The organism is Arthrobacter sp. KKT183 (assembly GCF_055657625.1).
Window position 1 is genome coordinate 3,205,895 of record NZ_CM145770.1, and the last position, 26,584, is coordinate 3,232,478.

At 63.9% G+C, this 26,584-nt stretch carries 25 protein-coding genes, 1 tRNA gene and 1 pseudogene; 13 read left to right on the forward strand and 14 right to left on the reverse strand.

All coding sequences use genetic code 11. The features are described from left to right. Positions 1-123: 123 nt before the first annotated feature. Genes ACZ2GY_RS15145 through ACZ2GY_RS15155 form a run of 3 tightly spaced genes read right to left on the reverse strand, consistent with a single transcriptional unit; the run spans position 124 to position 3,343 of the window. Entirely contained in the window at positions 124-999 is an 876-nt protein-coding gene (locus ACZ2GY_RS15145) for a sugar phosphate isomerase/epimerase family protein (RefSeq protein ID WP_346027542.1), read from the reverse strand. Next, positions 996-2,210, reverse strand: coding sequence for a dihydrodipicolinate synthase family protein (locus ACZ2GY_RS15150; RefSeq protein ID WP_471672334.1), 1,215 nt, complete (start codon positions 2,208-2,210; stop codon positions 996-998). The genes ACZ2GY_RS15145 and ACZ2GY_RS15150 overlap by 4 nt, the downstream gene beginning before the upstream one ends. Further along, the gene (locus tag ACZ2GY_RS15155) at positions 2,207-3,343 is read right to left on the reverse strand and encodes a Gfo/Idh/MocA family protein (RefSeq protein WP_277359930.1); all 1,137 of its coding nucleotides are present in this window, start codon (positions 3,341-3,343) and stop codon (positions 2,207-2,209) included. Before ACZ2GY_RS15155 ends, ACZ2GY_RS15150 begins: the two co-directional genes overlap by 4 nt. 191 nt (positions 3,344-3,534) lie before the next feature. On the opposite strand from ACZ2GY_RS15155, the gene ACZ2GY_RS15160 reads away from it, so the two are divergent. From ACZ2GY_RS15160 to ACZ2GY_RS15170, 3 genes are all read left to right on the forward strand, one after another. Continuing rightward, a complete protein-coding gene (locus ACZ2GY_RS15160; RefSeq protein ID WP_277359928.1) occupies positions 3,535-4,536 on the forward strand; it encodes a LacI family DNA-binding transcriptional regulator in 1,002 nt (333 codons plus the stop codon). A 9-nt stretch (positions 4,537-4,545) separates the two neighbouring features. Further along, entirely contained in the window at positions 4,546-5,667 is a 1,122-nt protein-coding gene (locus ACZ2GY_RS15165) for a glycerate kinase (RefSeq protein ID WP_471672335.1), read from the forward strand. A gap of 104 nt (positions 5,668-5,771) precedes the next feature. Continuing rightward, positions 5,772-6,236 carry a MarR family winged helix-turn-helix transcriptional regulator gene (locus ACZ2GY_RS15170; RefSeq protein WP_346027546.1) on the forward strand — a complete coding sequence of 155 codons (465 nt, stop codon included), beginning with the start codon at positions 5,772-5,774 and terminating at the stop codon, positions 6,234-6,236. Between the two features lie 14 nt (positions 6,237-6,250). Here ACZ2GY_RS15170 and ACZ2GY_RS15175 read toward each other — a convergent pair whose 3' ends face one another. Then, positions 6,251-6,940 carry a FadR/GntR family transcriptional regulator gene (locus ACZ2GY_RS15175; protein ID WP_277358926.1) on the reverse strand — a complete coding sequence of 230 codons (690 nt, stop codon included), beginning with the start codon at positions 6,938-6,940 and terminating at the stop codon, positions 6,251-6,253. Positions 6,941-7,016: 76 nt separating this feature from the next. On the opposite strand from ACZ2GY_RS15175, the gene ACZ2GY_RS15180 reads away from it, so the two are divergent. From ACZ2GY_RS15180 to ACZ2GY_RS15190, 3 genes are all read left to right on the forward strand, one after another. Beyond that, on the forward strand, positions 7,017-8,243 hold the full coding sequence (locus tag ACZ2GY_RS15180) for an alpha-hydroxy acid oxidase (protein ID WP_277358925.1): 1,227 nt from the start codon (positions 7,017-7,019) through the stop codon (positions 8,241-8,243). Between the two features lie 159 nt (positions 8,244-8,402). Continuing rightward, positions 8,403-8,699, forward strand: a complete 297-nt coding sequence (locus ACZ2GY_RS15185; RefSeq protein ID WP_471672336.1) for a hypothetical protein — start codon at positions 8,403-8,405, stop codon at positions 8,697-8,699. 268 nt (positions 8,700-8,967) lie between these two features. Next, positions 8,968-11,145: an FG-GAP-like repeat-containing protein gene (locus ACZ2GY_RS15190; protein ID WP_471672337.1), complete on the forward strand. Its 2,178-nt coding sequence runs from the start codon at positions 8,968-8,970 to the stop codon at positions 11,143-11,145. Positions 11,146-11,216: 71 nt separating this feature from the next. Here the strand turns inward: ACZ2GY_RS15190 and ACZ2GY_RS15195 are convergent, their stop codons facing one another. Beyond that, positions 11,217-11,486, reverse strand: a complete 270-nt coding sequence (locus ACZ2GY_RS15195; protein ID WP_471672338.1) for a CDGSH iron-sulfur domain-containing protein — start codon at positions 11,484-11,486, stop codon at positions 11,217-11,219. Between the two features lie 199 nt (positions 11,487-11,685). Here ACZ2GY_RS15195 and ACZ2GY_RS15200 point away from each other — a divergent pair, with 199 nt between their 5' ends. The 3 genes from ACZ2GY_RS15200 to ACZ2GY_RS15210 are packed head-to-tail and all read left to right on the forward strand — an operon-like array spanning position 11,686 to position 13,522. Further along, positions 11,686-12,450, forward strand: a complete 765-nt coding sequence (locus ACZ2GY_RS15200) for a hypothetical protein (protein WP_471672339.1) — start codon at positions 11,686-11,688, stop codon at positions 12,448-12,450. After that, on the forward strand, positions 12,450-12,905 hold the full coding sequence (locus ACZ2GY_RS15205) for a phage holin family protein (protein ID WP_471672340.1): 456 nt from the start codon (positions 12,450-12,452) through the stop codon (positions 12,903-12,905). Before ACZ2GY_RS15200 ends, ACZ2GY_RS15205 begins: the two co-directional genes overlap by 1 nt. Further along, positions 12,902-13,522 carry a DUF3618 domain-containing protein gene (locus ACZ2GY_RS15210; RefSeq protein WP_277358919.1) on the forward strand — a complete coding sequence of 207 codons (621 nt, stop codon included), beginning with the start codon at positions 12,902-12,904 and terminating at the stop codon, positions 13,520-13,522. The genes ACZ2GY_RS15205 and ACZ2GY_RS15210 overlap by 4 nt, the downstream gene beginning before the upstream one ends. A gap of 65 nt (positions 13,523-13,587) precedes the next feature. Here ACZ2GY_RS15210 and ACZ2GY_RS15215 read toward each other — a convergent pair whose 3' ends face one another. Together ACZ2GY_RS15215 and ACZ2GY_RS15220 are read right to left on the reverse strand one after the other, a co-directional pair. After that, positions 13,588-14,046: a MarR family winged helix-turn-helix transcriptional regulator gene (locus ACZ2GY_RS15215; RefSeq protein WP_277358918.1), complete on the reverse strand. Its 459-nt coding sequence runs from the start codon at positions 14,044-14,046 to the stop codon at positions 13,588-13,590. Positions 14,047-14,188: 142 nt separating this feature from the next. Beyond that, a tRNA-Ala gene (locus tag ACZ2GY_RS15220) sits at positions 14,189-14,261 on the reverse strand. A gap of 69 nt (positions 14,262-14,330) precedes the next feature. Here ACZ2GY_RS15220 and ACZ2GY_RS15225 point away from each other — a divergent pair. Genes ACZ2GY_RS15225 through ACZ2GY_RS15235 form a run of 3 tightly spaced genes read left to right on the forward strand, consistent with a single transcriptional unit; the run spans position 14,331 to position 17,477 of the window. Continuing rightward, the gene (locus tag ACZ2GY_RS15225; protein WP_277358917.1) at positions 14,331-15,797 is read left to right on the forward strand and encodes a DHA2 family efflux MFS transporter permease subunit; all 1,467 of its coding nucleotides are present in this window, start codon (positions 14,331-14,333) and stop codon (positions 15,795-15,797) included. 32 nt (positions 15,798-15,829) lie between these two features. Further along, on the forward strand, positions 15,830-17,308 hold the full coding sequence (locus ACZ2GY_RS15230) for a S10 family peptidase (RefSeq protein WP_471672341.1): 1,479 nt from the start codon (positions 15,830-15,832) through the stop codon (positions 17,306-17,308). Between the two features lie 46 nt (positions 17,309-17,354). Further along, the gene (locus tag ACZ2GY_RS15235) at positions 17,355-17,477 is read left to right on the forward strand and encodes a hypothetical protein (RefSeq protein WP_277358915.1); all 123 of its coding nucleotides are present in this window, start codon (positions 17,355-17,357) and stop codon (positions 17,475-17,477) included. 19 nt (positions 17,478-17,496) lie between these two features. Here the strand turns inward: ACZ2GY_RS15235 and ACZ2GY_RS15240 are convergent, their stop codons facing one another. After that, entirely contained in the window at positions 17,497-17,997 is a 501-nt protein-coding gene (locus tag ACZ2GY_RS15240; protein WP_277358914.1) for a DUF456 domain-containing protein, read from the reverse strand. A gap of 105 nt (positions 17,998-18,102) precedes the next feature. On the opposite strand from ACZ2GY_RS15240, the gene ACZ2GY_RS15245 reads away from it, so the two are divergent. Continuing rightward, positions 18,103-19,002: a hypothetical protein gene (locus tag ACZ2GY_RS15245; RefSeq protein WP_471672342.1), complete on the forward strand. Its 900-nt coding sequence runs from the start codon at positions 18,103-18,105 to the stop codon at positions 19,000-19,002. Positions 19,003-19,080: 78 nt separating this feature from the next. Here the strand turns inward: ACZ2GY_RS15245 and ACZ2GY_RS15250 are convergent, their stop codons facing one another. The 6 genes and pseudogenes from ACZ2GY_RS15250 to ACZ2GY_RS15275 form a co-directional block, all read right to left on the reverse strand. After that, on the reverse strand, positions 19,081-19,563 hold the full coding sequence (locus tag ACZ2GY_RS15250; protein WP_471672343.1) for a hypothetical protein: 483 nt from the start codon (positions 19,561-19,563) through the stop codon (positions 19,081-19,083). Then, complete coding sequence (locus ACZ2GY_RS15255) at positions 19,560-22,025, reverse strand: molybdopterin oxidoreductase family protein (RefSeq protein WP_471672344.1); 2,466 nt, start codon at positions 22,023-22,025, stop codon at positions 19,560-19,562. Before ACZ2GY_RS15255 ends, ACZ2GY_RS15250 begins: the two co-directional genes overlap by 4 nt. After that, complete coding sequence (locus ACZ2GY_RS15260; protein WP_471672345.1) at positions 22,000-23,124, reverse strand: glycosyltransferase family 2 protein; 1,125 nt, start codon at positions 23,122-23,124, stop codon at positions 22,000-22,002. Before ACZ2GY_RS15260 ends, ACZ2GY_RS15255 begins: the two co-directional genes overlap by 26 nt. After that, positions 23,121-24,149, reverse strand: a complete 1,029-nt coding sequence (locus ACZ2GY_RS15265; RefSeq protein WP_471672346.1) for an iron-containing redox enzyme family protein — start codon at positions 24,147-24,149, stop codon at positions 23,121-23,123. Before ACZ2GY_RS15265 ends, ACZ2GY_RS15260 begins: the two co-directional genes overlap by 4 nt. A 144-nt stretch (positions 24,150-24,293) precedes the next feature. Further along, complete coding sequence (locus ACZ2GY_RS15270) at positions 24,294-25,175, reverse strand: manganese catalase (RefSeq protein WP_471672347.1); 882 nt, start codon at positions 25,173-25,175, stop codon at positions 24,294-24,296. Between the two features lie 363 nt (positions 25,176-25,538). Then, positions 25,539-26,433: pseudogene (locus tag ACZ2GY_RS15275) on the reverse strand (SDR family oxidoreductase). Between the last annotated feature and the right edge of the window lie 151 nt (positions 26,434-26,584).

Consider the following 26,584-nt stretch of genomic DNA (forward strand, 5'->3'; position numbering starts at 1 on the left):
GCCTAGTGACACACAGAAGCGCCGGAAAGGTGCAGGAACGTGGTGACGACACCACGATCCTGCACGTTACCGGCGCTTTTGCCCCATTGAGGCCGACAACCCGCCCCAGCGAGGCCGTTCAGTCTAGAGGTAGGGCTCCACCAGGGACTCGTACCGGGCCTTCACCGTCGCCAGCACTGAAGCGGCCGGCGCATCCCAGATCTCCCGGTTGAAGATCTCCACCTCAACAGGCCCTGCATACCCGGTCGCGGCAACCCAGCGGGTGATCGTCTCGAAGTCGATGTAGCCGTCCCCCATGTACCCGCGGGAAAGCAGCGCATCAGCTGCGATGGGCAGGTTCCAGTCGCACACCTGGTACGACGCAAGACGTCCCTCGGCCCCGGCACGCTGGATCGAGGACTCGAGCGCCGGATCCCACCACACATGGAAAGTATCCACGACCACGCCGACAGTCTCCGCCGGGAACGGGGCTGCCAGATCCAGCGCCTGGCCTAACGTCGAGAGCACCGCGCGGTCCGCCGCATACATCGGGTGCAGCGGCTCGAGAACCAGGCGGACGTCATGCTCCTGGGCCACCGGGACCAGCTCGGCGATGCGGTCGGCAACCCGCCGGCGTGCGGCGGCCACGTCCTTTGCGCCGGGCGCCGAAGGGTCGACGGCAGTGCCGCCGGCGAGCGAACCGGCAGCGGGCAGTCCACCCACCACCATGATCAGCTCACGGGTGCCCAGCGTTGCCGCTTCGACGATCGCCTGCGTGTTGTCGGCAAGGGCAGCTGCCTGGCCCGCTTCATCCGCGGCGGTCAGGAACCCGCCGCGGCACAGGCTTGAGACGGACAGTCCGGCTTCGGAAACGAGCCGCGCGGCCTTGTCCACCCCGGCTTCCGCCACGCGGTCCCGCCACAGCCCGATGTGCGTCAGCCCGGCGTCGGCGGACAACGCAACCGCCTCCGCCAGGGTGATGTTCTTCGTGGTCGCCGTGTTCAGCGAGAGGCGGCTCATGCGCCCACCCCATAGCTCGCGAGCAGCCACTCGAAGCGGTGCGCGGCGACGTCCGGATCAGCGAGCAGCCCGGCCTTGTCGGCAAGGCGAAAGGTTTCGGCTAGATGGAGCGCTGAGCGCCCGGAGTGCAGGCCGCCGACCATCTGGAATCCGGGCTGATGCCCATTGACCCAGGACAGGAACGCGACACCGGTCTTGTAGTAGAACGTCGGCGAACTGAAGATCTGCTTGCCGAGTTCCCGGGTCGAGTCCAGGATTGCGCGCCCACGGTCCGCATCGCCGTCGTCGTACGCCTGCAGGGCTGCCGACGCGGCAGGGTAGATCGCCGCGAAGATGCCCAGCAGCGCATCCGAGTAATGCGTGCCGTCGCCGTGGATGAGCTCGGGGTAGTTGAAGTCGTCGCCCGTGTAGAGCCGCACGCTCGCCGGAAGGGCCGCGCGCAGGGCGGTCTCGTGGGCGGCATCGAGCAGGGACACCTTGACGCCGTCCACCTTCTCGGGCTGCGCGCGGATGAGGTCCAGGAAGATCTCGGTCGCAGCGGAAACGTCGTTGCTGCCCCAGTAGCCGTCCAGCGCCGGATCGAACATGGTGCCGAGCCAGTGCAGGATGACCGGCTCATCGGCCTCGGCCAGCAGGATCCCGTAAACGTACTGGTAATCCGCCGGGCTCTGCGCCACAGCGGCGAGCGCACGCGAGGCCATGAGGATGACCTTCGCGCCGGCGTCGGACACCACCTTGATCTGCTCGCGGTAGGCCTCGACGACGGCGTTCAGCCCGGCCCGCCCCGACGGCAGGTCCGCGATGGACAGCTGATCGGTGCCGGCACCGCAGGCAAGCAGGTCCCGGACGGTCTTGCCGCGCGTAGCGTCCGCATTCGAACCGACGACGCCGGCAGCCTCCGCACCGGAGCGGCGGATCAGTTCCTGCGTGGCCGCCCAGTCGAGGCCCATGCCCCGCTGCGCGGTGTCCATGGCGTCGGCGACGCCGAGCCCATAGGACCAGAGTTCCCGGCGGTAGGCGAGCGTGGTGTCCCAGTCGAGGACCGCGGGCGCACCGGGAGTGTTGTCCGCGGTGACCTCAGGGATGACGTGTGCAGCCGCGTACGCGTGCCGGGCGGTGAGCGGCGCCGCTGGCTTGGCCCATTCCCGCGCGGGAGCGAGTTCGTAGCGCTCCAGCGAACCGGCCGCAGTGGGGAGGTAGAGCGAGGTCATAGCGTGATCTCCGGGATGTCAAGAGTACGGCGCTCAGCGGAGGACTGCAGGCCAAGCTCGGCGAGCTGGACGCCGCGGGCTGCGGACAGCAAACCGAAGCGGTGCTCGCGGCCGGCGGAGACGTCGCGGAGGAACTCTTCCCACTGCAGCTTGAAGCCGTTATCCAGCTCGGCGTTCGCGGGTACTTCCTGCCACTGGTCGCGGAAGGACTCCGTGACGGGAAGATCCGGGTTCCACACCGGCTTGGGGGTGTGGGCCCGCTGCTGGGCAACGCACTTGTTGAGCCCGGCAACCGCTGAACCGTGGGTTCCGTCGATCTGGAACTCAACCAGTTCGTCCCGGTAGACGCGGACAGCCCAGGAGGAGTTGATCTGCGCCAGCACAGGCTCCCCCGCAGGTGTCTCCAGTTCGAAGATTCCGTACGCGGCGTCGTCGGCGGTTGCCTTGTATTCCTTGCCCTGCTCATCCCAGCGGGCGGGGATGTGGGTGACGGTGTTGGCGTTGACGGTCTTGACCTTGCCGATGATGCCCTCGAGCACGTAGTTCCAGTGGCAGAACATGTCCGTGGTCATGCCGCCGCCGTCTTCCTTGCGGTAGTTCCACGAGGGGCGCTGGGCCGCCTGGTGGTCACCCTCGAAGACCCAGTAGCCGAACTCGCCGCGCAGGGACAGGATACGGCCGAAGAAGCCTTCATCCACCAGGCGGCGCAGCTTCACCAGGCCGGGCAGGTACAGCTTGTCGTGGACAACGCCGGCGGTAACCCCGGCTTCCTGGGCGATCTGCGCCAGCTCTACGGCCTCGGCGAGGGTCTCGGCCGTGGGCTTCTCGGTGTAGATGTGCTTGCCGGCAGCCATGGCCTTCTTGAGGGTCGCGGCGCGCAGCGAGGTCATGGAGGCATCGAAGACGACGTCGACGGTGGGGTCCGCAATGATCCCGTCCAGGTCCGTGGTCCAGTGCTCAACCTTGTGCTGCTGGGCCAGGTCGCGGATCTTCGCTTCGTTGCGTCCTACGAGGATGGGCTCAACCTGCACCCTTGACCCGTCCGCAAGGGTGACGCCACCCTGTTCGCGGATGGGCAGGATCGAGCGCAGCAGGTGCTGCCGGTACCCCATCCGGCCGGTGATGCCATTCATCGCGATGCGGATGGTCTTGGTCTCAGTCACGTTGTACTCCCGAAGAGGAAAGAATGTTGGTGGAAAGCGCTTTCCAATATAGGGTAGTGATCGAGACCACGTCAACCCCTCCCCGCTGAGTGAGCTTCCGACCGCACCGAAGGTCGCTTGCCGCACACCCAGCGGGAGCATGTACTACGCGAAGGAGCCCGGTGGCCGCTGTAACCCTGTCCGGTGTGGCCAGCCATGCCGGAGTTTCCCTGGCCACGGCATCCCGCGTGCTGAACGGCTCCTCCCGGCGCCCGGCGGAAGAAATCGCCGAACGCGTCCGCGCCGCGGCGCTCGAACTCGGGTACGTGCCCAACGCGCAGGCGCAGGCCCTCGCCCGCTCCTCCACCGGCCTGGTCGGCCTCGTTGTGCACGACATCTCGGACCCCTACTTCTCCTCCATTGCGCGCGGCGTCCAGCACGCGGCGCGGCACTATCGGCGCCAGGTCCTGCTGGCCAGCACCGATCCTTCGGAAAGCGCGGAGCACGACGCCGTCGCCGCCTTCGCCTCCCATCGCACCGACGCCATCATCCTGGCCGGCTCCCGCCGGGCACAGGCAGATCCCGAGCTTGAGCACGAGCTGGCCCGGTACCAGCAGAACGGCGGGCGCGTCGTGACCATCGGCGGCTCCCCCGGCTCCGGACTGACCGTACCGGTGGGCAATGCCGACGGCGCGGCGGACCTCGTAGCTTCACTCGTCTCGCTCGGAGTTACGCGGTTCGCCATCCTGGCCGGGCCCACCGAACTGAATACCGCACGGGACCGCGTCTCCGGCTTCACCCGCGCACTGAAGGCAGCGGGGCTGGAGCCTGCCGCCGTCGTCGTCAGTGGGTTCGACCGTGAGGGCGGCTTCGACGCCGCGCAACGCTGCTGGGACGAGCTCAAGGGGGAACGAGGCGTTTGCCTGCTGGCGGTGAATGACGTGATGGCAATCGGCGCGATCGCCGGCCTGCGCGCCCTGGGCGTTTCGGTCCCCGCGGATGCCCTGGTGACCGGCTTCGATGACATCCCTACCCTGCGCGACTACTTCCCCGCGTTGACCACCGTGCACCTACCTCTCGAGCAGCTGGGTGAAGAGGCGGCGAACCTTGCACTGGATCCTGACAAGGCGCCTCCGGCACCGATCCCCGGAGAAGTCATCATCCGCGAATCCGCAGGAGCTTAGCCCGGCGCCATGAGAATCCTGATAGCACCGGACAAATTCAAGGGCACGCTGACCGGAGCCGAAGCCGCCGAAGCGATGGCCGCCGGCGTCCGCCGCGTACTGCCGGATGCGCACCTCACCCTGCAGCCCATCGCGGACGGCGGTGAGGGAACCCTCGAGGCCGTCCTCGCTGCCGGAGGCGACAGGCGGCAGACCAGGGTCCGCGGACCGCTGACCGGCTGGGTGGACGCCCCCTGGGCGCTCACCGGTTTTACGGCCGTCATCGAGACGGCCCGTGCAAGTGGGCTCGAGTTCATCACGCCTAGCGGAGCCACGGCCGGTTCGGCCCACTGCTACGGCAGCGGTGAGCTGCTGGCTGCTGCTCTCGATGCCGGCGCCACGGAGATTGTGCTGGGCGTGGGCGGGTCGGCGATGACCGACGGCGGCTCGGGCGCCCTGCGTGCCCTGGGCGCCAAGATCCTTGACGACGACGGCGGGGAACTTCCCCTGGGCGGGCTGGCTCTGGCACGCGCGGCGGCCCTGGACCTCTCCGGCCTGGATCCCCGTCTTCACCGTGTCCGGCTGCGGATCGCCGTCGACGTACAGAATCCGCTCTTCGGCCCCGACGGTGCTGCGCACGTGTTCGGCGGGCAAAAAGGTGCCGACGCCGGCCTCCGCACGGAGCTCGACGCCGCACTGACCCGATGGGCACACCTTCTGGAAAACACCACGGGGGTGGACGTTCAGCAGCCCGGCGCAGGAGCCGCCGGTGGGTTCCCTGCCGCCTTCCTGGCCTGCACAAAAGCCTCGCTGGAGCCTGGCTTTGAGCTGGTTGCCGGCCTCACCGGGCTGGACGAAAAGCTCGCTCACGCTGATGTCGTGCTCACCGGTGAAGGTTCACTCGACGCGCAATCGCAATTCGGAAAGGCTCCGCTCGGGTTGGCGGACCGCGCACGGGATCTCGGCCTGCCGGTGCTTGCTGTTGCCGGGCGCATCACGCTGTCCGACGCCGATCTGGCAGCCCACGGAGTAGTGCAGGCTCGTAGTTTGGCGGACGCCGCTCCTTCAATTGCGGCCGCCATGGACGGTGCAGCAGGGTACGCGGCTGACGCTTCCGAAGCTGTCCTGAGGGCACTCCTCTCAAATTCCTGAGGCTTGACAGCTACCTTTCCCGCCCTGCACGGTTGATTCCACAGCAATCATAAGTAAGCTGATGATTAGATGGATAAATGAATCGACAGGGAAGGTGACAGCGCATGCCCGATCTTTCAGCCTGGTCGACAGGCCGGCTTCTCACGACAGCAGCGCGGCTCGTTGAGCAATCGTGGAACCAACGCCTGGCTGAACTGGACGTCACCCACGCCGGGTTCACTGCCCTGGCCGTACTGGCGGGTTACGGGCCGCTCCGGCAGGCGCAGCTCGCCGAACTGGTGCATGTGCAGGCTCAGACAATTGGAAAGACCCTCAATCGGCTTGAGGCCAAGGGGCATATTGAACGTACCCGCGGGGATGACGATCGTCGCAGCCAGACAGTCCGCATCACCGAGAAAGGCCTCGCGACGCTGGAGAAGGGCCGCAACATCGAGCGCACGCTGGTATCGGATGAGGCACTGTTGTCTCCCGAGCTACGCTCGCACCTGCAAGCCGCAATTGAGGAACTGGCGGAACCGCAGCGTCAGGTCCGCGGGCGGAGTGGACTCCACGCAGTGGAAGATCAGTAGCGGAAGACCAGGGATCAGGACCCGGAGAACCCGGCCTCTTTATAGAAGCCCTCGATATGGTTCGCCACCATCTCCGCAGCGAGTGCGCCGTCGTCGTTCCTGATTGCATTGTGGATGTCGCGATGCTCGGCGCGGAGGCGGGCGGAGGTCGCCGCCCAATCAGGCAGGGTGCGCGTGAGGCGGAGCGTGTAGCCCTCAATGGATTCCCTGAGCGAAGACATCATGGCGCCAATCAGCACGTTGCCGGCCGCGTCAGCCAGAGCAACGTGAAAAAGCGCATCGAGCCGCAGGAATTCCTTCTCGTCCGGAGCTGAAGACTCCATCGCCTCGAGGAGCGCCGCGGCATTCTCCATTGCGGGCGCTGCGGGCCTGGCATGGGCTGCCGCCCAGGTTTCCAGAAGCAGGCGCGTCTGGACGATGTCCTCGATCGGCAGGTGCGAGGTCGCCATGTGCAGGCGAAGTGCTGCGCCCAGTGCGGCACCGGGATTGGCAGTGATCACCGTGCCGGCACCCGGCCCGGATCCGACGCCGGCCCGGACAATCCCCATTGCCTCCAGCACCCGTATCCCCTCGCGGGCCGACGCCCTCGAGATACCCAACTGTTCCGCCACCATGCGCTCACCGGGCAGCCGGTCCCCAACGGCAAGGCGCCCGGCCGCAAGCTGTTCCTCAAGCCATGACTGAACAAGCTGGTGGGTGCGCATCAAATAAGGCTACCTTGCGTGGTCAGACCACATCGAGCTAGTGTGGTCGGACCACACGCCGACCCGAAGGTTTCCCATGTCCTACACGCCCGAAGCGCTGAAGCGCCGGATCCCCAAAGTTGCTGACCTGGCCCCTCTGATGCAGTTCAAGAAGCCGGAGTTCAGCCAAAGTGCCCGGTTGGGGCGTGCAAACACGATCGGCGATCTTCGCACCATCGCCAAGCGTCGCACTCCCACTGCTCCCTTCGATTACACCGACGGCGCGGCGGAAGCGGAGATCACCCTGCGGCGGGCGCGCGAAGCTTTCCTTGACCTCGAGTTCCGCCCCGGGATCCTGCGGAACGTCGAGAAGGTCGACACTTCAGTTTCGGTCCTGGGCAAGGAGTCTGCCCTGCCGTTCGGCATCGCACCCACCGGCTTCACCCGCATGATGCAGTCGGAGGGAGAATACGCAGGCTCCCAGGCAGCCGAAGCCGCCGGAATCCCCTACACCCTTTCCACCATGGGAACTGCATCCATCGAGGACGTAGCGCGGGCAGCGCCGTCGGGGCGCAACTGGTTCCAGCTGTACCTCTGGACGGATCGCGAGCGCTCCATGGAGCTCATCGAACGTGCAGCAGCGGCGGGCAATGACACGCTGATGGTCACCGTTGATACTGCGGTGGCCGGCGCCCGCCTGCGTGATGTGCGCAATGGCATGACCATCCCGCCGGCACTCACCGTAAAGACGGTCATCGACGCGTCCTATCGGCCGGCCTGGTGGTTCAATTTCCTGACACACGAGCCACTCGCGTTCGCCTCACTCAACCGCTACTCGGGCACCGTCGCTGACCTGATCAACTCCATGTTCGATCCCACTTTGACCTTTGATGACCTCGACTGGCTGCGTGAGGTGTGGAAGGGCAACCTCGTGGTCAAGGGCATTCAAACGCTCGACGACGCCAAGAAGGTGGTGGACCACGGTGCGGACGGGATTGTGCTCTCCAATCACGGCGGCCGACAGCTGGACCGCGCCCCTATCCCCCTGCGGCTGCTTCCGGACGTCGCCGCCGAACTGAAAGGCAAGACGTCCATCATGCTCGATACCGGCATCATGAGCGGCGGCGACATCGTTGCCGCCCTCGCCCTTGGTGCGGACTTCACCCTGATCGGCAGGGCATACCTGTATGGGCTCATGGCCGGAGGACGGGCAGGCGTAGACCGCACCATCACTATCCTGGCAAAGGAAATCACGCGCACCATGCAGCTGCTCGGGGTAACACGAGTAGAGGATCTAACACCGGATCATGTTCGGTTCCTTTAACAGTTTTTGTCGCCTAGTTGCTGCCTAAATCTCCTTGGAAGGGCAACTAGGCGACAAATACTTTCCCGGGGCTTACTATCATGAGAGGAACTCGCGGGGCGCGGGATCCGCGAGACCTGGGGGTCACATAAAATGAAGCGACGGCGGGTGCATTATCCGTTGAAATACAGGCGTGCCCGTACGGTGATTTACGCCGTCGTGATCTTCTGGCTGTGGACGTGGCTTGGCAGCGCGGCGTTCATCGCCAGCCTGTTCAACTCCCCCATCCACGCCATCATCGCCATGTACGCGCTCTTCACTTTCATCCTGCTCTCTCTTCCAGTTTTCCTGCTGGCTCTTGCCCAGATGGCCTTGAACCGCCCGGTTGTTTCGGCGGAGGCCGCAGTCGTTGTCCGGCTGGATCCGCGTCTGGCGGGCCACTCGGAGCGTACGCACACTGCCCGCACCGCTTCCTGATTTCATTTGCTTTTTGCCTAATAATTAGGCTAGGCAATTATGAATTGCCGAGCATTTCTCGCTCACTATTCCTCTTGCGGATATCCTGCGGGAAAACTGAGCTTCCTTGGACAATCCTTTGCGAATTCCCGGCGATTTACCGGAGATAGCTAAACCTATACTTGGTGCGGGGCTTTTAGGGCTGATGGTCTCGAAACAGCCCGGGCGCCGTCGTAGGGGGACACGGCGGCGCCAGCCCCACCCCACACTCGTACCACCAAGGACTTCCATGCTTTCACTTCAGCGTTCTACAGCTGCGCTCACCGGCGTTTTGCTCCTGGCCGCAAGCCTTTCGGCCGGGGTACATCCGGCAGTGGCACAATCCGTCCAGCCCTCGCCGATTGCAACACAGGAGCCGGCTGTAACCTCACCTGTCGCAACCCAGGGGCCGGTGCAGAGCCCGGAGCCCCAGGATGTTTCACCCGCCGAATCCACGACCGGCGAGGTGGTGCCCGTTGAGGCGGTGCCGGCTGAGGTCGCGACTGTGGAGGAAGCGCCGGCCGAGGCCGCGGACATTCATGAGCTCTTCCCGGACGGGTTCCCGGCCCATCCCGACCACACTTTCGAGGGCCCGTTAGCAAAGGATGGTCGCTCGTTCACTTCCACGACTGAAGGGGCCGCCATGTCACCCCTCGGTGCGGGCGGAACGCTCTCGCGCGCAGGTGACATCAAGGTGCGGTTGGTGACAGTCGACCTGGCAGACAGCACCGCGACAGTTCCGCGCGCCACGGCTGAGAACTCGATCGCGGTCTCGAGCACCTACTGGAGGAGCATGTCGAACGGCCGGCTCTCCATGTCGGTCGCCTCACGGGTGTGGGACCATAAATCGGCCGCCAAGTCCACCGATTCCTATGACCAGATCATGAATAAGGTGACATCGGAGCTTCGCTGGTCCTACAGCCCATACACGGCGCTGGTGGTCTTCATTCCAACGCCTTTGAAGGAGGGCTACCTCGGTTACGGCTGGAGCAGCAACGGAACCAGTGGTCGCATTCTGATGCCGCAGGTCAGCAACTTCACCACGAACGTCGTCACGCACGAGTTTGGGCACGTACTTGGCCTCATGCACTCCGACTCGCTGCAGTGCACGAGCGGCCAACCGGACACTGCAAGCTTCAGCTCGGGGTGCTCGATCCGGAGCTACGGCGACACGTCCGATCTCATGGGCATCTCCCGTTGGTTCGAAACTCCCGCTATCAGCTCAAGCTTCTGGGACTACGGTGGATTCGGACGCGGGGACGAAATCCGAAACACCGGCGTGGCCTCCGGGAGCAAGACCTACACCCTTTACCCCTGGGCCGGTTCGGCCTCCAACCGGGCCGTCAAGTTCACGGATCCGAGGAGTGGCGAAACCTATTACCTCGAACTGCGCACCCCGGTCGGTTTTGACGCAGGAACCGCCACGCTGGGCAACCGTGGCGTCAAAATTGTTCAGAGCGGCGGGCTCACCGAAGCTTCGTCGCTGCTCCTGATGCCCTCAAGCAAGCCGTACTCGGGTTACTACGCAGAGAACACCGCGTGGCAAGCCGGCAGCACCTTCATGACGCACGCCGGAACCGCTGTGCGCATCAACTCCGTCTCCAACACTTCGGCTTCGGTCACCATCGACACCAACCCCTTCCCTGCAGCCACCATCCCCTCCGCAACCTCGGGTGGCCGCACGGACATGAACCGGGACGGCAATCCGGACATCGTTGCGCGCGACTCCTCTGGCCGGCTGTGGATGTACCCGAGCACCGCCAGCGGCACCTTCGGTCGGAAGATGCAGATCGGCTCCGGCTGGAACATCATGAACATGATCCTCCTGCCGGGCGACTTCAGCGGTGACGGCATCGCCGATGTCCTGGCGCGCGACAAAGGGGGCCTGCTCTGGCTCTACGCAGGCACCGGTACCGGCGGAGTCAAGGCGGGAGTGCAGGTCGGAAGCGGCTGGGGAGGCATGACTGCGCTGGTCACACCTGGGGACTTCAGCGGTGACGGATTCCCTGACCTGCTCGCCCGTTCCGGCGACGGCGGGCTTCATCTCTACCCCGGAAACGGCAGGGGCGGATGGGGCAGCAAGGCGAAGATAGGTCACGGCTGGAGCGGCATGACGGCACTCCTGAGCACCGGTGACTTCAATGGTGACGGTAAGTCAGACCTCTTCGCCCGCGACTCAAGTGGTGCTCTGTACCTGTACCCGGGAAACGGTAGAGGCGGGTTCCTTCCGAAGTCACAGCCCGGACGCGGCTGGAACGGCATGACGGCGTTCGCCGGACCCGGACCATGGGGGTCGGATTCCAACGCTGACCTGCTTGCCCGCAACGGCAATGGCGACCTTTTCCTTTACAGCGGAACCGGGTCCGGATCCTTCACCGGCGGTCAGAAGATCGGTCAGGGCTGGAACGGAATGTACATCGCGGAGTAAGCAGACCGCATTACGGTGAAACGCCGCCGGTGTCGCTTTGACAGCGATACCGGCGGCTTTTGCGTTGAGCCCTACTGCCGGCCATCCGGAAGGTCAGCCGGGTCCGGCAGTTCCGGCTCCGTGCGGAAGTTGATGAGCTTATGTGTCCCGTCGCAATATGGCTTGATTGTCGAGGCTCCGCAGCGGCACAGCGCCACAGTCTTACGACGACGAGGCACCGGTTCGCCCGTGGGAGTGACGATGGGCACCTCTCCCCTTACGAGCAGAGGCCCGTCGGGGCAGGCAACAATACTGACGTCGTCGTTCCGTGATGATCCCGGTGATGCGGATGATCCAGTCATGAGTCTCCCTGGTTGCGCTTGTAGCCCTAGCCGACTCCCGCTCAGAATACTAAGCTGGCTGTCCACACAGGTCCCTGCGAGCTTGGCGGTTTGAACGGGAGTTTTCGTTGCGGTCTTGTGATCATATGCTAAGCATGCTTATTGTGTAGATGCGATGGCTTACCTTCCAGAAGTCCTCCACATCAATAAAGGAGTCATTATGAGCACACAGAACTGGTCAGAAGACCCGCTGGTTACTTCAACGCCGGGCGCGCAGAACACCTCGTCCTCCGGACAGTCCACTAAGTCTGCTGCAAAGGATGAAGCCAAGGATGTAGGGCGGCAGGGCGCAGACGCAGCCAAGGGCGTCGCACAGACCGCGGGGTCAGAAGCGAAGAACGTGGCACACGAGGCCGGCGCCCAGGCCAGGAACCTTGTCGGCGAGCTTGGCTCCGACCTGAAGAGCCAGGCCGGAACCCAGCAGCAGCGCGTCACCGACGGTCTGCGCTCCCTCAGCGATGAGCTGAATTCCATGGCGCAGAACTCCGAGAGCGGCACCGCCCAACATCTCGTTCAGCAGGCAGCCCAGCGAACCGGGAGCGCTGCTTCATGGCTTGAGGGACGTGATCCGGGATCACTGCTTGACGAAGTTACCGGCTTTGCCCGCCGTCGGCCCGGTGCGTTCCTGATGGTCGCAGCCGGAGCAGGCCTCCTCGCGGGACGCCTCGCACGCGGCCTTCAGGGCGGATCCGATTCGAGCGGCTCACCCTCGACCGGCAGCCCCGCCGGATCGGCAACAGGCGGCCAGCACGTCGCTACCTACCCGCCGGTGCCTGACGAGTACGGAACCGACCAGCCGGCCTATGGCGCCGGCATCGACACACCGCCGGTGGCCCAGCCAACCACCACGCCTACCGTCACCCCAACCACTCCGCTTAGCCAGCCCGGAGTAACCGGCACTGAATCAGGGAGGGACTTCCGCTAATGACCGAGCCACACCTCCACGGATCACATGCGGCGCAACCGCCGCCGCCGAGCCCGGACAATGACCAGGGTTCGAATGCCTCTTTGGGGCAGCTGCTCAGTGACGTCACCAGTGACCTGTCGACGCTGATGCGCCAGGAACTCGAGCTCGCGAAAGCTGAACTGCGTGAGTCAGGAACGCGCGCGGGCAAGGGCGCTGGGATGTTCGGCGGCGCCGCAGTCGCTGGGCACTTCGTGCTTCTTTTTCTTTCCCTCGCTCTGATGTGGGGTCTCGCCGAGTGGATCGAGAGCCTTGGGTGGGCCTCGGTGATTGTTGCCGTGATCTGGGGCATCATCGCTGCAGTCCTCGCCTTGAAGGGGAAGAAGGAAATGAAGTCGATCAAGGGCATGCCGCAGACCGCTGAGACAGCCAAGGAAATTCCGCCTACGTTGAAACCAGGAGAGCACACGCCATGAACCAGACACCTGATGAAATCCGTGCGGACATCGAACGCACCCGCCGCGAACTGGGCACTGATGTTGACGCCGTCGCTGACAAGGTAAGTCCGTCGAACATTGCCCACCGGCAGACCGACAAGGTCAAGAGCGCGCTTGGCAACGTCAAGAACAGCGTGATGGGCTCAGCCCATGATGCCTCGCACTCTGCCAAGGGCAGTGCGCACGGCGCTTCACAGTCAATGAAAGACTCGGCACACCATGCAGGTGACGCACTTCATGACGCACCGCAGCGCGTCACCTCGAAGGCGCAGGGAAACCCTCTCGCCGCGGGCTTGATCGCCTTCGGAGCCGGCCTCCTTGCCTCCTCGCTCATCCCGGCGAGCCAGAAGGAAAAGGAAGCCGCCCAGGCTGTAAAGGAAAAGGCACAGCCTCTCGTCTCCGAAGTGACAGACGCCGCCAAGCAGGTAGCCGAAGACATGAAGGAGCCGGCACAGCAGGCCATGGACTCGGTCAAGCAGACCGCCACGGACTCAGCCAATACAGTCAAGGAAGAAGGCACGAGCGCTGCCTCGGACGTCAAGGACCGGGCTCAGGATGCCAAGTCCAACGTTCAGAGCAGCTCGAACACGCCGTAACTCCTGAAGAACAAACCGCTGGCGCTGTACGGATTCCGTACAGCGCCAGCGGTTTGTCGCCTAGTTCAGCTGTTTTGGCCTGCCTGCTCCACGCCGTTCGGAGGGAAACGGGCGGGAAGCAGATCCTCGATAACCTTCATCAACAGCCGGCGCAGTTCAGGAGACGCACGCTGCAGGTCGAGCGCGAATTCCCGCTCGTGACGCTCCGCCTCGGAGAGCAGCGATCTGCCAGGCTCGGTAAGGCTGACGACGAAGGTTCGGCGATCGCTTTCACTGCTGTGGCGGTAGACCAAACCCTGCTGCTCGAGGCGTGCCAGTGTTCGCCCGACAGTCTGCGCGGTGACATGAAGATGGTCAGCCAGCTCAACCTGAGACAGCGGGCCGTGAGCCTCGACGGTGCGCAGCGTGATGAAGGCGGCATGCGTAATTCCGAGCGCGTGAAGACGCTCGTTCCAGGCATTCTCGGTCAGGCGGGCAGCGGTGGTGAGCATTCGTTCCGTCGTCCAAAGGTCCGTGTCCGGCATCTCCGCCTCTTCTCATCTGGATCCGGATTAAGGGATTCGTAATCAGTGGACCCGTGGATGACTTCTTCCTGCCAGGCCGGTGCAGAATCAACATACCGCGACGGAAAGGGTATGTGGCGGAAGGTGCCCACGACGGGACGAGTGGAGCTTAGGGGAATCGAACCCCTGACCTTTTCATTGCGAACGAAACGCTCTACCAACTGAGCTAAAGCCCCGGAGCAACCAAGATACCTCAGCATGCGGGACAAGAACCAACTGTCAGAGCCCGGCTGTACCCTCGAATCATGCAATCCTCCGCTCCGGAGATCCGGGCCTGGCCGGCGCTATGGTCGCTCGTCATCGGGTTCTTCATGATCCTCGTTGACTCCACCATTGTCTCTGTCGCCACGCCCGCCATCATGGAGGGCCTGCAGGCAGACATAGACAGCGCCATCTGGGTCACGAGCGCCTATCTCCTTGCCTACGCCGTGCCGCTGCTGGTCACGGGACGGTTGGGTGACAGGTTCGGGCCCCGCCGGATCTACCTCGCCGGGCTGGCAGTCTTCACTGCTTCGAGCGCCATGTGCGGTTTCGCCGGGACCATCGAACTACTTATCCTCGCCCGCGTTTTCCAGGGGCTGGGCGCGGCCCTCATGACGCCCCAGACAATGTCCGTCATCACCCGCATCTTTCCTCCGGACCGACGGGGCTCAGCCATGGGTCTCTGGGGCTCCGTGGCGGGCATCGCCACTCTTGCCGGCCCCATTCTGGGCGGTGTCCTTGTTGACACGCTCGGCTGGGAATGGATCTTCTTCGTCAACCTGCCTGTCGGCGTCATCGGATTCTTCCTGGCCTACCGCCTGGTTCCAAACCTGACCACCACAAACCACTCCTTCGACCTCCTCGGCGTGGTTCTCAGTGCAGCAGGAATGTTCTGCTTGGTGTTCGGTCTTCAGGAGGGTCAGACCTACAGCTGGGGTCCTATTGCCGGGCCCATTTCAGTGTGGTCCCTCATCATCACCGGTGCCGTGCTTTTCACTGCCTTCCTGGTGTGGCAGCGCTACAACCGCAAAGAACCGCTGGTGCCGCTGAAGCTTTTCCGTGACCGCAACTTTTCGCTCGCCAATACGGCAATCTCAGCCATGGGTTTCACCATCACAACCATGAGCCTGCCGCTCATGCTCTATGCGCAGAACGTTCGCAACCTCTCACCCACGCAGGCTGCGATGCTGCTGGCCCCCATGGCGATCATCTCCGGTGCGCTGGCTCCTTTCATCGGAAAGCTCGTCCAACGCGGAAACCCCAAGTACATGGCCATTTTCGGCTTCACCGGCATGGCAGTTGCATTGTTCTGGCTCGCGTCACTGCTCACACCGACCACCCCTATCTGGCTGCTGTTGCTGCCTCTCGCGCTGATCGGCCTGGCAAGCGCAGGCATCTGGGCTCCGGTCTCGCTGACAGCCACACGCAATCTCGCGCCGTCGCTCGCCGGCGCCGGATCCGGCGTCTACAACACCACGCGTCAGGTGGGAGCCGTGATTGGAAGTGCGGGCATCGCGGCAATCATGCAGGCACGTCTGGCGGCAAACGGTGCCGTGGGCACACCGGCGCGGTCGGCGGAGTATGCGGCAGCCATGGGTGAGTCGCTGCTTCTGCCTGGAACCGTCGTCGTCATCGGTTTGATCGCAGCGCTCTTCTTCGCCCGTCCGGAACAGAATCATCTATGGAGCGCTGACGTCGAACCGACCATGCAAACTTCCAAACGGGGGTAGTTGCCTTCCGTAACCACCGATAGGCTCAAGGGATGGCAGAAGAATTCGCAACTGAAAATACCACCGTCGAGAAAACGGAGCCCGACGCCGTCAAGGAAGTCAGCGACGACTTCGTGACACGGCAGCACACCGCTGCCTCGGGCCTCGAATACACCACCACCACCGGCCGGCTGGTTCTGCGGCGTGAAGAAACCAAAGACGGCAAATCGGAGGGGTTCAAGCCGAAGGCCGAGATCTTCGTCGTCGCGTACACCAAGGTCAACAGCACTTCTGAGCGGCCGGTCACTTTCGCGTTCAACGGCGGTCCAGGTTCTTCTTCGGTCTGGCTCCATCTCGGACTGCTGGGACCACGCCGTGTGGACTCAGGTGATGTCGGGGCGATGACTCCCCCGCCCTTCGGTCTCGTTGACAACCCCGAGACCCTCCTCGAACACAGCGACCTCGTTCTGATTGACCCGGTGAGCACAGGCTTTTCGCGGGTGATTGAGGGTGAGAAGACCGACGAGTTCCACGCTTTCGTCGAGGACCGCGACCTCGTGGCGGAAGTCATCCGCCTGTGGACTACGCGCAACAATCGATGGCTCTCGCCCAAGTACCTCGTGGGCGAGTCCTACGGAACCCTTCGGGCGGTCGCCGTTGCCGGCCGCCTGTTCGATGCCTATGGCATGGCGGTCAACGGCCTCGGCCTCATTTCCACGGTGCTCAACATGTCAACACTCCGCTTCTTCCCGGGCAGCGACACCCCGTATGCACTCCACCTCCCCACCTACGCGGCGATCGCCCACTATCACGGCCGCCACCCCGGCAGGGAGCTCACCGATGTCGTTCGCGAGGCGGAGGAGTACGCCTCCCGCGATTTCGGCTATGCCCTCAGTCAGGGCGCCCGGCTCACCCAACCCGAGTACGACGACGCCGTCACCCGCCTGAGCGCGCTCACCACCCTCGACGAGGGCTTCATCCGCCGCACGAACCTGCGCTGGGCGTACCACGAATTCGCGGCTGAGCTCCTGCGGGCGGAGGGACTCGCAGTGGGGCGGATCGATGGGCGCTTCACAGCGCCGCCGGCCAACCCGCAGTCCTCCAGCTCCACGGATGATCCGAGCATGCGCGCCATCACAGGGCCGTTTGCGGCGGCGATCAACCACTACGTGCGCGCCGAGCTTGGGTATGAGAATGACCTCCCGTACGAGATCCTTACCGCGCGGGTCCAGCCCTGGAGCTACCGGACCTTCGAAGGCGCACCCGTTGACGTCAGTGACGTGCTTGAGCGGCTCATGGTCCACAATCCGGCGCTGCGGGTACACGTGGATTACGGCTACCAGGACGGCGCCACTCCGCACTTCGCGGCCGAGTACGTCTTCGCCCATATGGCGCTCAATGATGAGGCTCGGGCAAGGATCTCGCACCACTATCACGAGGCCGGTCACATGATGTACCTCAAGCCCGAGTGCAGGCTTGCGCAACTCGAGGCCCTCAGGAATTTCGTCACCGTCGATCCCGCACAGAATTGATCAGTGTGCTTACTATGGAGGTTCATTCCACGAAAGGCGGAACAACATGCTGAAGAAAATCCTTTGGATGCTCGCACCGGTCATTGCATCGAAACTGCTCGGCAAGCGCCAACAGGGCCAAACCAACGCCAAGAACACGCGTGGGAAGAACCGCGGCTACCGGCGGTAGGCGTTCATTCCGTGGCGGGTCAGCGCATGGCGAAATGTGCCCAGACGGCAAGGATCCATGCGCTGCCCGCCGCGCACGCAAGCAGGAGTTCCACCACGATTCCAAGGCCCAGAGCCTTCAAGGCCTCGCCGCTGGAGGTTACAGCCGCCCTGAAATCGCGCAGCCTTGCGGCTTCGCTGAGCAGCAGGCCAACAACGAATCCGACAATCAATCCCACCACCGGGATGACGAACATCGCCGCGACGCCCAGCACCAGCCCTACAGTGATGGACCGCCCCGGAATCTTCCGCTGACGCAGCTTTCGCCCCGTCAATATGGTTCCCGCCAGGAGTCCGGCCAGAGCGAACACCCCGCCCACGGCGAGCGCAGTCCAGCCGGGACCGCTCGTCACGGTGAAAGCCCACACCAACAGCGCACCGATGATGAGAATGCTGCCGGGGAGGATGGGGATGACCACGCCAGCCACTCCGACGGCGATGGCCAACCCGCAGATCACGGTGACAAGAATTTCCCAATCCATACCCCCAAGCATGCCACCGCGCGGAGCGGCGCCCTTGTATGCACAACGTCGTAATACTAAGGTTGCTTATGAAGTCGCCTTAGGGCCCTGACATCAGGAGGCACCATGAGTACACCAGGAACAGGGAACAACGATCGGGACTACCGCCCCAAACATGCGGATGAGTCCGCCCCTCTGGACGCCGGTGATTCCCGGCGCTCCGACGCGCGCACGCCAGAGGCCGAGACCCGGGCGATGGACGTTGACCGCAATAACGACGGCGTTGACGACCGCTCCCAGCGCGATGACCGCTCGAGCCACACAGCGGCCGTACCCGTGTCACACACCAGTGACCGGAAGGACCACGACCGTCGTGGAAGGGACCTCGATCCCGACGCCAATCGGGATTATGACCGCGACCGCGCCGTCACGCCGGTTCCCGTCGGAGCGGAGCGGGATGCGCTTCACCAGCGCGAGAAAGAGACGTTCGGCGGCATGAAGTTCGGCGCCGCCTTCTTCGGCTGGCTGACAGCCACCGGCATGGCTGTCATTCTCACCGCACTGGTAGCGGCTGCAGGCGCGGCGTTCGGCCTGTCGACCAACACCAGCCTGAATGAGGCAACCAACCAGGCATCACAGAGTGCCCAGACGGTCGGAATCACAAGCGCGATCATCCTGCTTGTCATACTGCTCATCGCCTACTACTGCGGCGGATATGTTGCAGGGCGCATGGCCCGGTTCAACGGCGCCAAGCAGGGCATTGCAGTGTGGCTGTGGGCCATCATCATTGCCATCCTCGTTGCCATTCTCGGCCTGATCTTTGGATCGCAGTTCGATGTCCTGGCCAACCTGAACAGCTTCCCCCGTCTGCCCCTGAATGAGGGCACGCTCACCACGGCCGGCATCATCGCCGTCGTTGTGGCGCTGCTTGCAGCGTTGGCCGGTGCGGTGCTGGGTGGCCTGGCCGGTATGCGGTATCACCGCAAGATCGACCGCACGGATTACGACGCCATCGACAACCGGTAGCGCAAGGGCAAGAATTGTGCAGCTCCGGTGGGATCCGACGATGTCGGCCCACCGGAGCTGCACAATTTCTTGGGCGGATTAGCTGATCAGCGCCTGCGTAGAGTTCACCTTCAACATGGCGTTGGCCCAGCGCATCTGCCGCAGCGTCTGGGGATGGCACCGCTTCGTCACGTCGAGGAGATCCGTGTGCTTGATCCCCTGCGCGGCCTGGGCGAGCATCTCCCAGTCCGCTGATACACCGGATGCCTTCATATAGATTTCCCGCAGGTCACGCAGCATCAACAATGCCGGGGCGCTCCGCCGCCCGAGAATATCGCTGCCTGCCTCGCGAACTTTCTCAGCCAGGTTGAACTCCTGCCGCGGTTCGGGATCAAGCTTCTGGCCGTAGTTCCTGCCGATCTCGGCGATCTCCCGGACGTGGTCCTGTGACCACCTCGCGAGGTCCCTGCCCAGGTGGTAGATCTCATGATCCACCTTGTTGCGTTCGGAGACCTGCAGCAGTTCAAGTGCCAGGTCATTCTCCGAGCGATGCAGCTCGTGGAGTACCAGACCGATCTTCATCGTTGCCCTCCCGTACCAGCGCCATTCAGCGTCTCCTGGGCCTCGGCGTTATGCGAGCCCTTCGTTTCCCACCCGATCGGGCGGACGGGAGCAGACGCCGTCGTTGTCGGCGCTGCCGAATGCCCTTTGCCGGATTTGAGCTTCCGGATGGTTGCTGCCGCCGTTTTGAAGATCGGCTGTTTCGACGCCGGATCCCAGTCAGTAATTGTCAGCTCATTTGCCGCCCGGCCGGCCTTGTCCGGCTTATGACCCCCGTCCGTGTCCCAGTAGCCGTAGTGGAACGGCAGGAACAGCACGCCGTCGCGGATGCCGCTGATCCTCACCTTCGCCTCAACAGACCCGCGTGGCGTGGACACACGGGTCTGATCTCCCTCTGAGATACCGAACGCCTTGGCATCGTGGTCTGACATCTCCACCCATACCTCGGGAGCGGCGGCCTGGAGCTGCGGAGCTCGCGCCGTCTTGGTCCGGGTATGGAAGTGGTAGAGGGTTCGGCCGGTAATGAGCTGGAATGGGTACTTCTCGCTTGGGATCTCATGCGGCGGCATGTATTCAGCCGCCTTGATGATCGCCTTGCCCTCAGGATTCATGGCTTTGTACTCGTCGGGTTCAAGCGGCGCACCGGTCACGAGGTCACGCCCGTAACTCTCGCAGTACTCCGGCGAACTCCAGAACTTGCCGTCGGCATAGATTCGTTCGGAACCCTCCGGGTTCTCCTCATTGCAGGGCCACTGGATTCCCGAGCCTCCGCGGAGCTTTTCATAGGTAATGCCGGTGTAGTCGCACGGACGGCCACGCGTGCATTCCTTCCAGGCCTCGAATGCGGATTCCGGGTCATGCCATTTGACCAGCGGCTGGCCGTCCTTGTCGCGGAGGTCCAGCCGGCGCGCGTAGTCGAGAAAGATGTCGAGGTCGGGCTTGGCCTCCCCTGGCGGATCGACGGCCTTCTCAGAGAGGTGCACCGTACGGTCCACATTGGTGAAGGTGCCGGTCTTCTCTCCCCACGTGGCCGCAGGAAGGACAACGTCAGCCAACTGCGCGGTCTCGGACAGGAAGATGTCCTGCACCACCAGGAACAGGCGGTCCTGCGTCAATATTGAACGCACCCGCTGCAGTTCCGGGAGTGACACAGCCGGGTTAGTTCCGCTGACCCAGAGCATGCGGATGGATCCGTCCTCGACGTAGCGCATCATCTGCATTACGTGCGTCGGCGGCGAGTAGTGCGGAATCTGCATGGGTTCCACGTTCCAGACCTTCGCGAGATCCTTCACGTGGGCGTCATTGGACCAGTTGCGGAATGCGGGAAAGTCCCCGTCACCGCCGCACTCGCGGGTGTTCTGAGCGGTTGGCTGGCCGTTCATCTGCAGGATTCCGCAGCCGGGCTTGCCCAGCATTCCACGGATGATGTTGATGTTGTTGACCTGAACGGCTGCGGCCGTGGCCTGGTTGGACTGATAGAAGCCCTGCAACACAGTGGAGAGCAGCCTTTCGGCCTGTCCGATGATCCGTGCAGCTTCCCGGATCTTGTCAGCCGGCACATCACAGATGTGTTCCACAACCTCCGGCGGGTATTCCTTGACCCGCTTCTCGAGTTCGCTGAAGCCGACTGCATGCGCCTCGATGTAGTCGGAATCGATCCAACCGTTCTCGATGATCTCGTGGAGCAGCCCGTTCATGAGGGCCACGTTGGTCCCCGGGCGCGGAGCGAGGTGTACCGTTGCCGCCTTGGCCACCGGGGTCAGGCGGGGATCCACGCAGATGATCTGCGGCGGGTTGGGACCGGCAAGGCGGTCAAGGACCCGCGTCCAGAGCACCGTCTGCGTCTCTGCCATGTTGTGGCCGTAGAGTGCGATCACATCGGCGTGATCAATGTCCGTGTAGGAACCGGGCTGGCCATCACACGCGAACGATTCCTTGAGGGCGGCGGCCGCAGTGGCAGTGCACAGGCGCGTGTTGCCGTCCACGTGGTTGGTGCCGAGTCCGCCATGGGCGACGATGCCGAGGGTGTAGTATTCTTCAGCGAACAGCTGGCCTGTGGTGTAGAAGCCGATTGCGCTGGCTCCCTGCTCGTCGAGCAGGTCCCGGGTTTTCCCCACGATCCTGTCCATCGCGGTGTCCCAGTCCGTCTCGACAAGCTTGCCGCGCTTGCGGATGAGCGGTTTGGTCAGCCGGTCAGGAGACGAGTTGGCCTGCCAGCCATACAGGTCCTTGGGCCCAAGTCGCCCGTGGTTGACACGATCATCAGCCCTCCCGCGAACTCCGGCGATACGGTCATCCTTCACGGCAATGTCGAGTGCATCACCATTGGAGTGAAGAATGGACGCAGTCTGCACCCAGCGATCGACGTTCGCAGCGCTCAGGCCTTCCTCCAAGTGCATGTCCACCCGTACGGGCCACTGCTCACCCGACGCATATGGGGTCCGCGTGCCCCATGGTTCAGCTATGCGGTCCTTCTTGGTCATGCACTCGCCTCCAGTGTCTCGGTGAAGATTGCTGGGCGTGTTGGTTGCCGGACGGAACCAGCGCGCTTATCGATGGGTCCTCTTTGACGGTAGCGAAGCCCGCCGGGCCCCACAAGAGCACGCTGTGGCCCGGCAGCCTTACTTCCGCGTGTCTACGCCTCAGAAAGCGCAGTGAGTTCCCGGCCTTCGCCAGTTTCGATCCGGCGTAGGGAATCCCGCCGGTCAGGCGAAGAAACAGGGCCGCCCAGACGGTCAGCATTCGCTCAGCCATCCACGCCGGTGCCCACAGGGAGGCTGTCGCCGGGAAAACCAGCCTGCCGCCCCGCCGTCGTCGTCCTGTCTCTGCCAAACCGATGACGACGGCGGCAACCGCCGAGACGGCAAGCGCACCATAGCGGCGCACCAGCAGGAACAGCGCGGGAAGCAGGAACAGCTCGAGGAGGAGCCGCGGCGGCTGGGCGAAGTCATCGTAGGCCTGCCGGATCCGTTGCCGGCGGAAATGACGGACGGGAGGCGGGACTCTCCCGACAAACAGGTCATCCGCGCGAATTTCCTTCCCACCGGCGGCCCGCACCGTGCGCAGGAGCTCGAGGTTTTCGAACAGGACGTCGCCGTCATAGCCGTCAGTGGCTTTCAGGGTGGAGCGCCGGACGCCCAGGGTGCCCGGGAAATCGGAGCCCAGGGCGCGGTTGAGCAGCGTTCGCCCGGTATCCCAGCGGGCATGCCACGGAAGGGCGAGGAAGTAGTTTTGGGGACGGACGGCGTCGGCGTCCTCAAGCAACTCCAGCATCCGCCGGAACGCAGGCGGATCGTAGCGGACGTCGTCGTCGGCAATGATGATCCGTTCATAGGAGGCCTCTGCCAGTCCGGTCAGCACCCCCGCCACTTTTCCATTGCGGCAGGTGAACCGGGGCCGGAGGTGGCGAACCGCCGGCGGCAGGGCCGCTGCATGCCGGTGGAACAGTTCAGCCGGCGATCCGTCCACTACGAGCACCTCAGCCTGCTGCGCAACCTCTCCGAGATATACAGCGAGCGCGGCCAGGCCGCAGTCCCCAGTCCACCGCAGGGGCAGGATGTAGGTTGCTGCGGGCAGTGTCATACCGGAACGGGCGCGGTTACCCGGAGGGACGATTCACCTTTCTCCCAGCTGGCGATGATGTGCTTGCCCAGCATGCCGTCGAGGGTGAGGGCAGCCGTTGCTCCGAAGTAGACGTCCTCGAGCAGTTCCGGCTCGGCCTCCACCAATCCGCCCGCGAGGTCCCGCCCAGCGATCTGCTCGTGGACGGCGTCGGCCTCGACGTGTTCGTCGAAGTACCAGGTCACGTCCTCGTCGAATCCGAGCCGCCGGAACCCGTTGCCATACAGGCGGTTGGGCTGGGACGAGGTCATCTCATACGCTGCGAGATGCCCCACAATGGCGCCGCGCAGCCGCCTGTGCAGCCCAAACAGGGACATCATGTTGGAGGATGCGAGGGTCAGGGCCGGCACAGCGTCAACGTAGCGGCCGTAGGTGTCATCAAGTCCCACGCCGCGCATGGTGCGCGCGAAGAGCGCCGAGTGCATGCGGTCCGGCCGCCCGCCGCCGTACTCATCCGCCTGGATTTCCACCATTGCCGCCTTGGCGCGCCCCTTCAGCCGCGGGATGGCCCAGGTGTGCGGATCGCCTTCCTTGAGCTGGTAGACCGATTTGTGGATCAGGAACTCCTGCGCCTGTTCAAGGCTTGCCTTCTTCGCAACGAACCGGGACACGCTCGGTCCAGTATCACCCGCGGTGAGCTCGAACAGAACGGCTGTCACGCCCTCGCTGTCACGCGGCTCCAGCGAGGGAAGCTCCACGGCGGCGCGGAGGGCAGCTTCAAAGTCCCGCTCCATCTCCCGGCGGACCGCAAGAAGGCCGGGTTCCCACTCCCAGTCGGAGTGCGCTCCGTCGATGCCGCCGTAATGCAGCTCATAGAGGCAAAAGAGGGTCAGCTGAAGGTCTTCATCCGCCAGTATTCCGGCAGAACTGGCAAGCCCGGCACGCACTGCCTTGTGAAGGGCTTCGATGCCCTCACCCTCCGGTGCCTGCGGGAGCAACTCCAACAATGCCGCGCTGGCGACCCCGCGTGGTTCAGGACTCTTCATGGCAAACCCCTTTCTACCCGGTGGGCCGACGACGTCGTCCCCATCACCACCATAGTACTAAGCCTGCTGTTCATTTTAAGACGTGCGCACGCGGAACAGCCCGCCACGCAAGGCATGACGGGCTGTTCAACCGAAGGTAGAAACCTACTCCTTGTTCAGCTTGTCCTGCATGCTCCCGGCCATCTTCTCCATGGTGTTCGGCAGTTCAGTCGTTCCGTAGAACCGAGAATCCGGATGGGTGGGCGGCGGCATGGGCGCCGATGTCGTGGGTCCGTCGTGGTACGTGAATTCGCCCTTGCCGTCCGGTGCAGGACCGGACGCCCAGGAACCCTCGGCGGCCGCTTTCCCATCGGAGAAGTTCTGGTACTGGTAGGACACGCTTCGTTCCTCTTTCTTGAGGGGGAAATTGCTCGGCACAGGAAGGTTCTCCGAGCCTTCTTCCTGCAACTCACGAGCCGCTGCGATCCACTGGTTCTGGTGCATGGTGTCACGCGCGAGGAGAAAGGAGAGCATGTCCCGGATGCCGTGGTCGTCGGTCATGTGGTAGAGCCGGGCAACCTGCAGACGGCCCTGCATCTCAGCGTTGGCGTTGGCCGTGAAGTCAGCCAGCAGATTGCCGCTCGCGGTGATGTAGCTGCCGGACCAGGGGTTGCCCATGCTATCCACCGGCCGCGCGCCGGCGCCGGCGACAATCGCCTGTTGCATGTCAGTACCACCGACGACGGCGGCAATCGCCGGATCGGACTGGACGGCGTCGTCGGTGATACCCAGAGGCGCCTTCTCCAGCAGCTGGGCGATCATGGTCGCCAGCATCTCGACGTGGCCGAATTCTTCCGATCCGATCCCGAACAGCAAGTCGCGGTACTTGCCCGGAATGTGCGTGTTCCACGCCTGGAAGCTGTACTGCATCGCCACGGTGATCTCGCCGTATTGCCCGCCGAGAACCTCCTGCAGCTTCCTCGCGTACACGGCATCTGGCTTGTCGGGTGTGGATTTGAACTGTAGTTCCTGCTTGTGAAAGAACACGGGGATACCTCCGTGATCGTGGCTCCGGATCTGTTCGGCCAACTCATCTGTCCGGGCTGGAGAGCGCGGAACCTCGTTTTTCGACGCTAACCCGAGCCCCCGACGGAAGGGAAGTAATAAGCACACTTATTTTCGCTGCGAAGGCGTCCCAAGAATTTCCCAAGGTGCGCTCGCCATAGTGAAGGCGCAGGACAGAGGAGGGCGAGACCACCTTCTCCTCCTGCCGGCACTGGCATTGCCAGAGCCCCCCCGAGCGGGGCCGTCCCGTTTCCCCGACTGAGACGGCCCCGCCCGGGAATCACTCCGGATGCTCTCTTCTCCCGATGCTACAGAGCGGCCCCACAGCGGCGCGCACAAGCCGGGTTACGGCGTCGGGCTCCCACCGTTGACGTTCAGGGTTTCGCCAAGCACGTAACTCGACTCGGGCGACGCAAGGAAGACATACGCGGGCGCGAGCTCGGTGGGCTGGCCGGCACGTCCCAGCGGGGTGGACTTTCCGAACTCGGGCAGAGCATCCTTCGGCTGCCCATCCGAGACCTGCAGCGGTGTCCAGAAAGGACCGGGCGCGACGGCGTTCACGCGGATGCCGCGCGGCGCCAACTGCTGGGCGAGGCCCTTGGTGAAGTTGTTGATTGCAGCTTTGGTGCTGGCGTAGTCGAGGAGGGTGGGCGACGGGTTGTAGGCCTGGATCGACGTGGTGTTGATGATGCTCGACCCGGCCGGCAGGTGCTTCAGCGCTTCCCGGGTGATGCGGAAGAACGAGTAGATGTTCGTCTTGAACGTGTGGTCAAGCTGCTCGTCGTCGATGTCCTCAAGCCGCTCCACCGCGATCTGCTTGCCCGCGTTGTTGACGAGGATGTCGAGGCCGCCCAGGCCCTCCACCGCGCTTGTCACCAGTTCCTTGCAGAACTCGCCGTCCTTGATGTCGCCGGGCAGCTTTACCGCCGTGCGGCCGCACTCTTCAATCAGGCGCACAATCTCGTCGGCGTCCGCCTCTTCCTCCGGGAGGTAGGAGAGCGCGACGTCGGCGCCTTCCCGAGCGAAGGCGATAGCCACGGCGGCGCCGATCCCGGAATCCGCTCCCGTGATCAACGCCTTCCTGCCTTCCAAACGGCCGGTGCCGCGGTACGACTCCTCCCCGCGGTCGCTTTGTGGTTCAAGCTGCTGGTCGAGCCCAGGCTCCGGCTGGTCCTGCTTGGGCGGAGAGATCTCGGGGAAACCGGGTCACAGGGTTCTGGAAGGTGTACTGATCGCTCATGCTTTCCTCCTGGTACATATGGAAGTTTGGGCAGCACCCTTGAGGGGCTCTCTGCAGTACAGCTAGGCTCGACACATATTGCTAAGCCTACTGATCACACTAGGACGGACCGGTTCACCCGTTCAAGAGCCGCCATTGGAAAGGTCCGCGC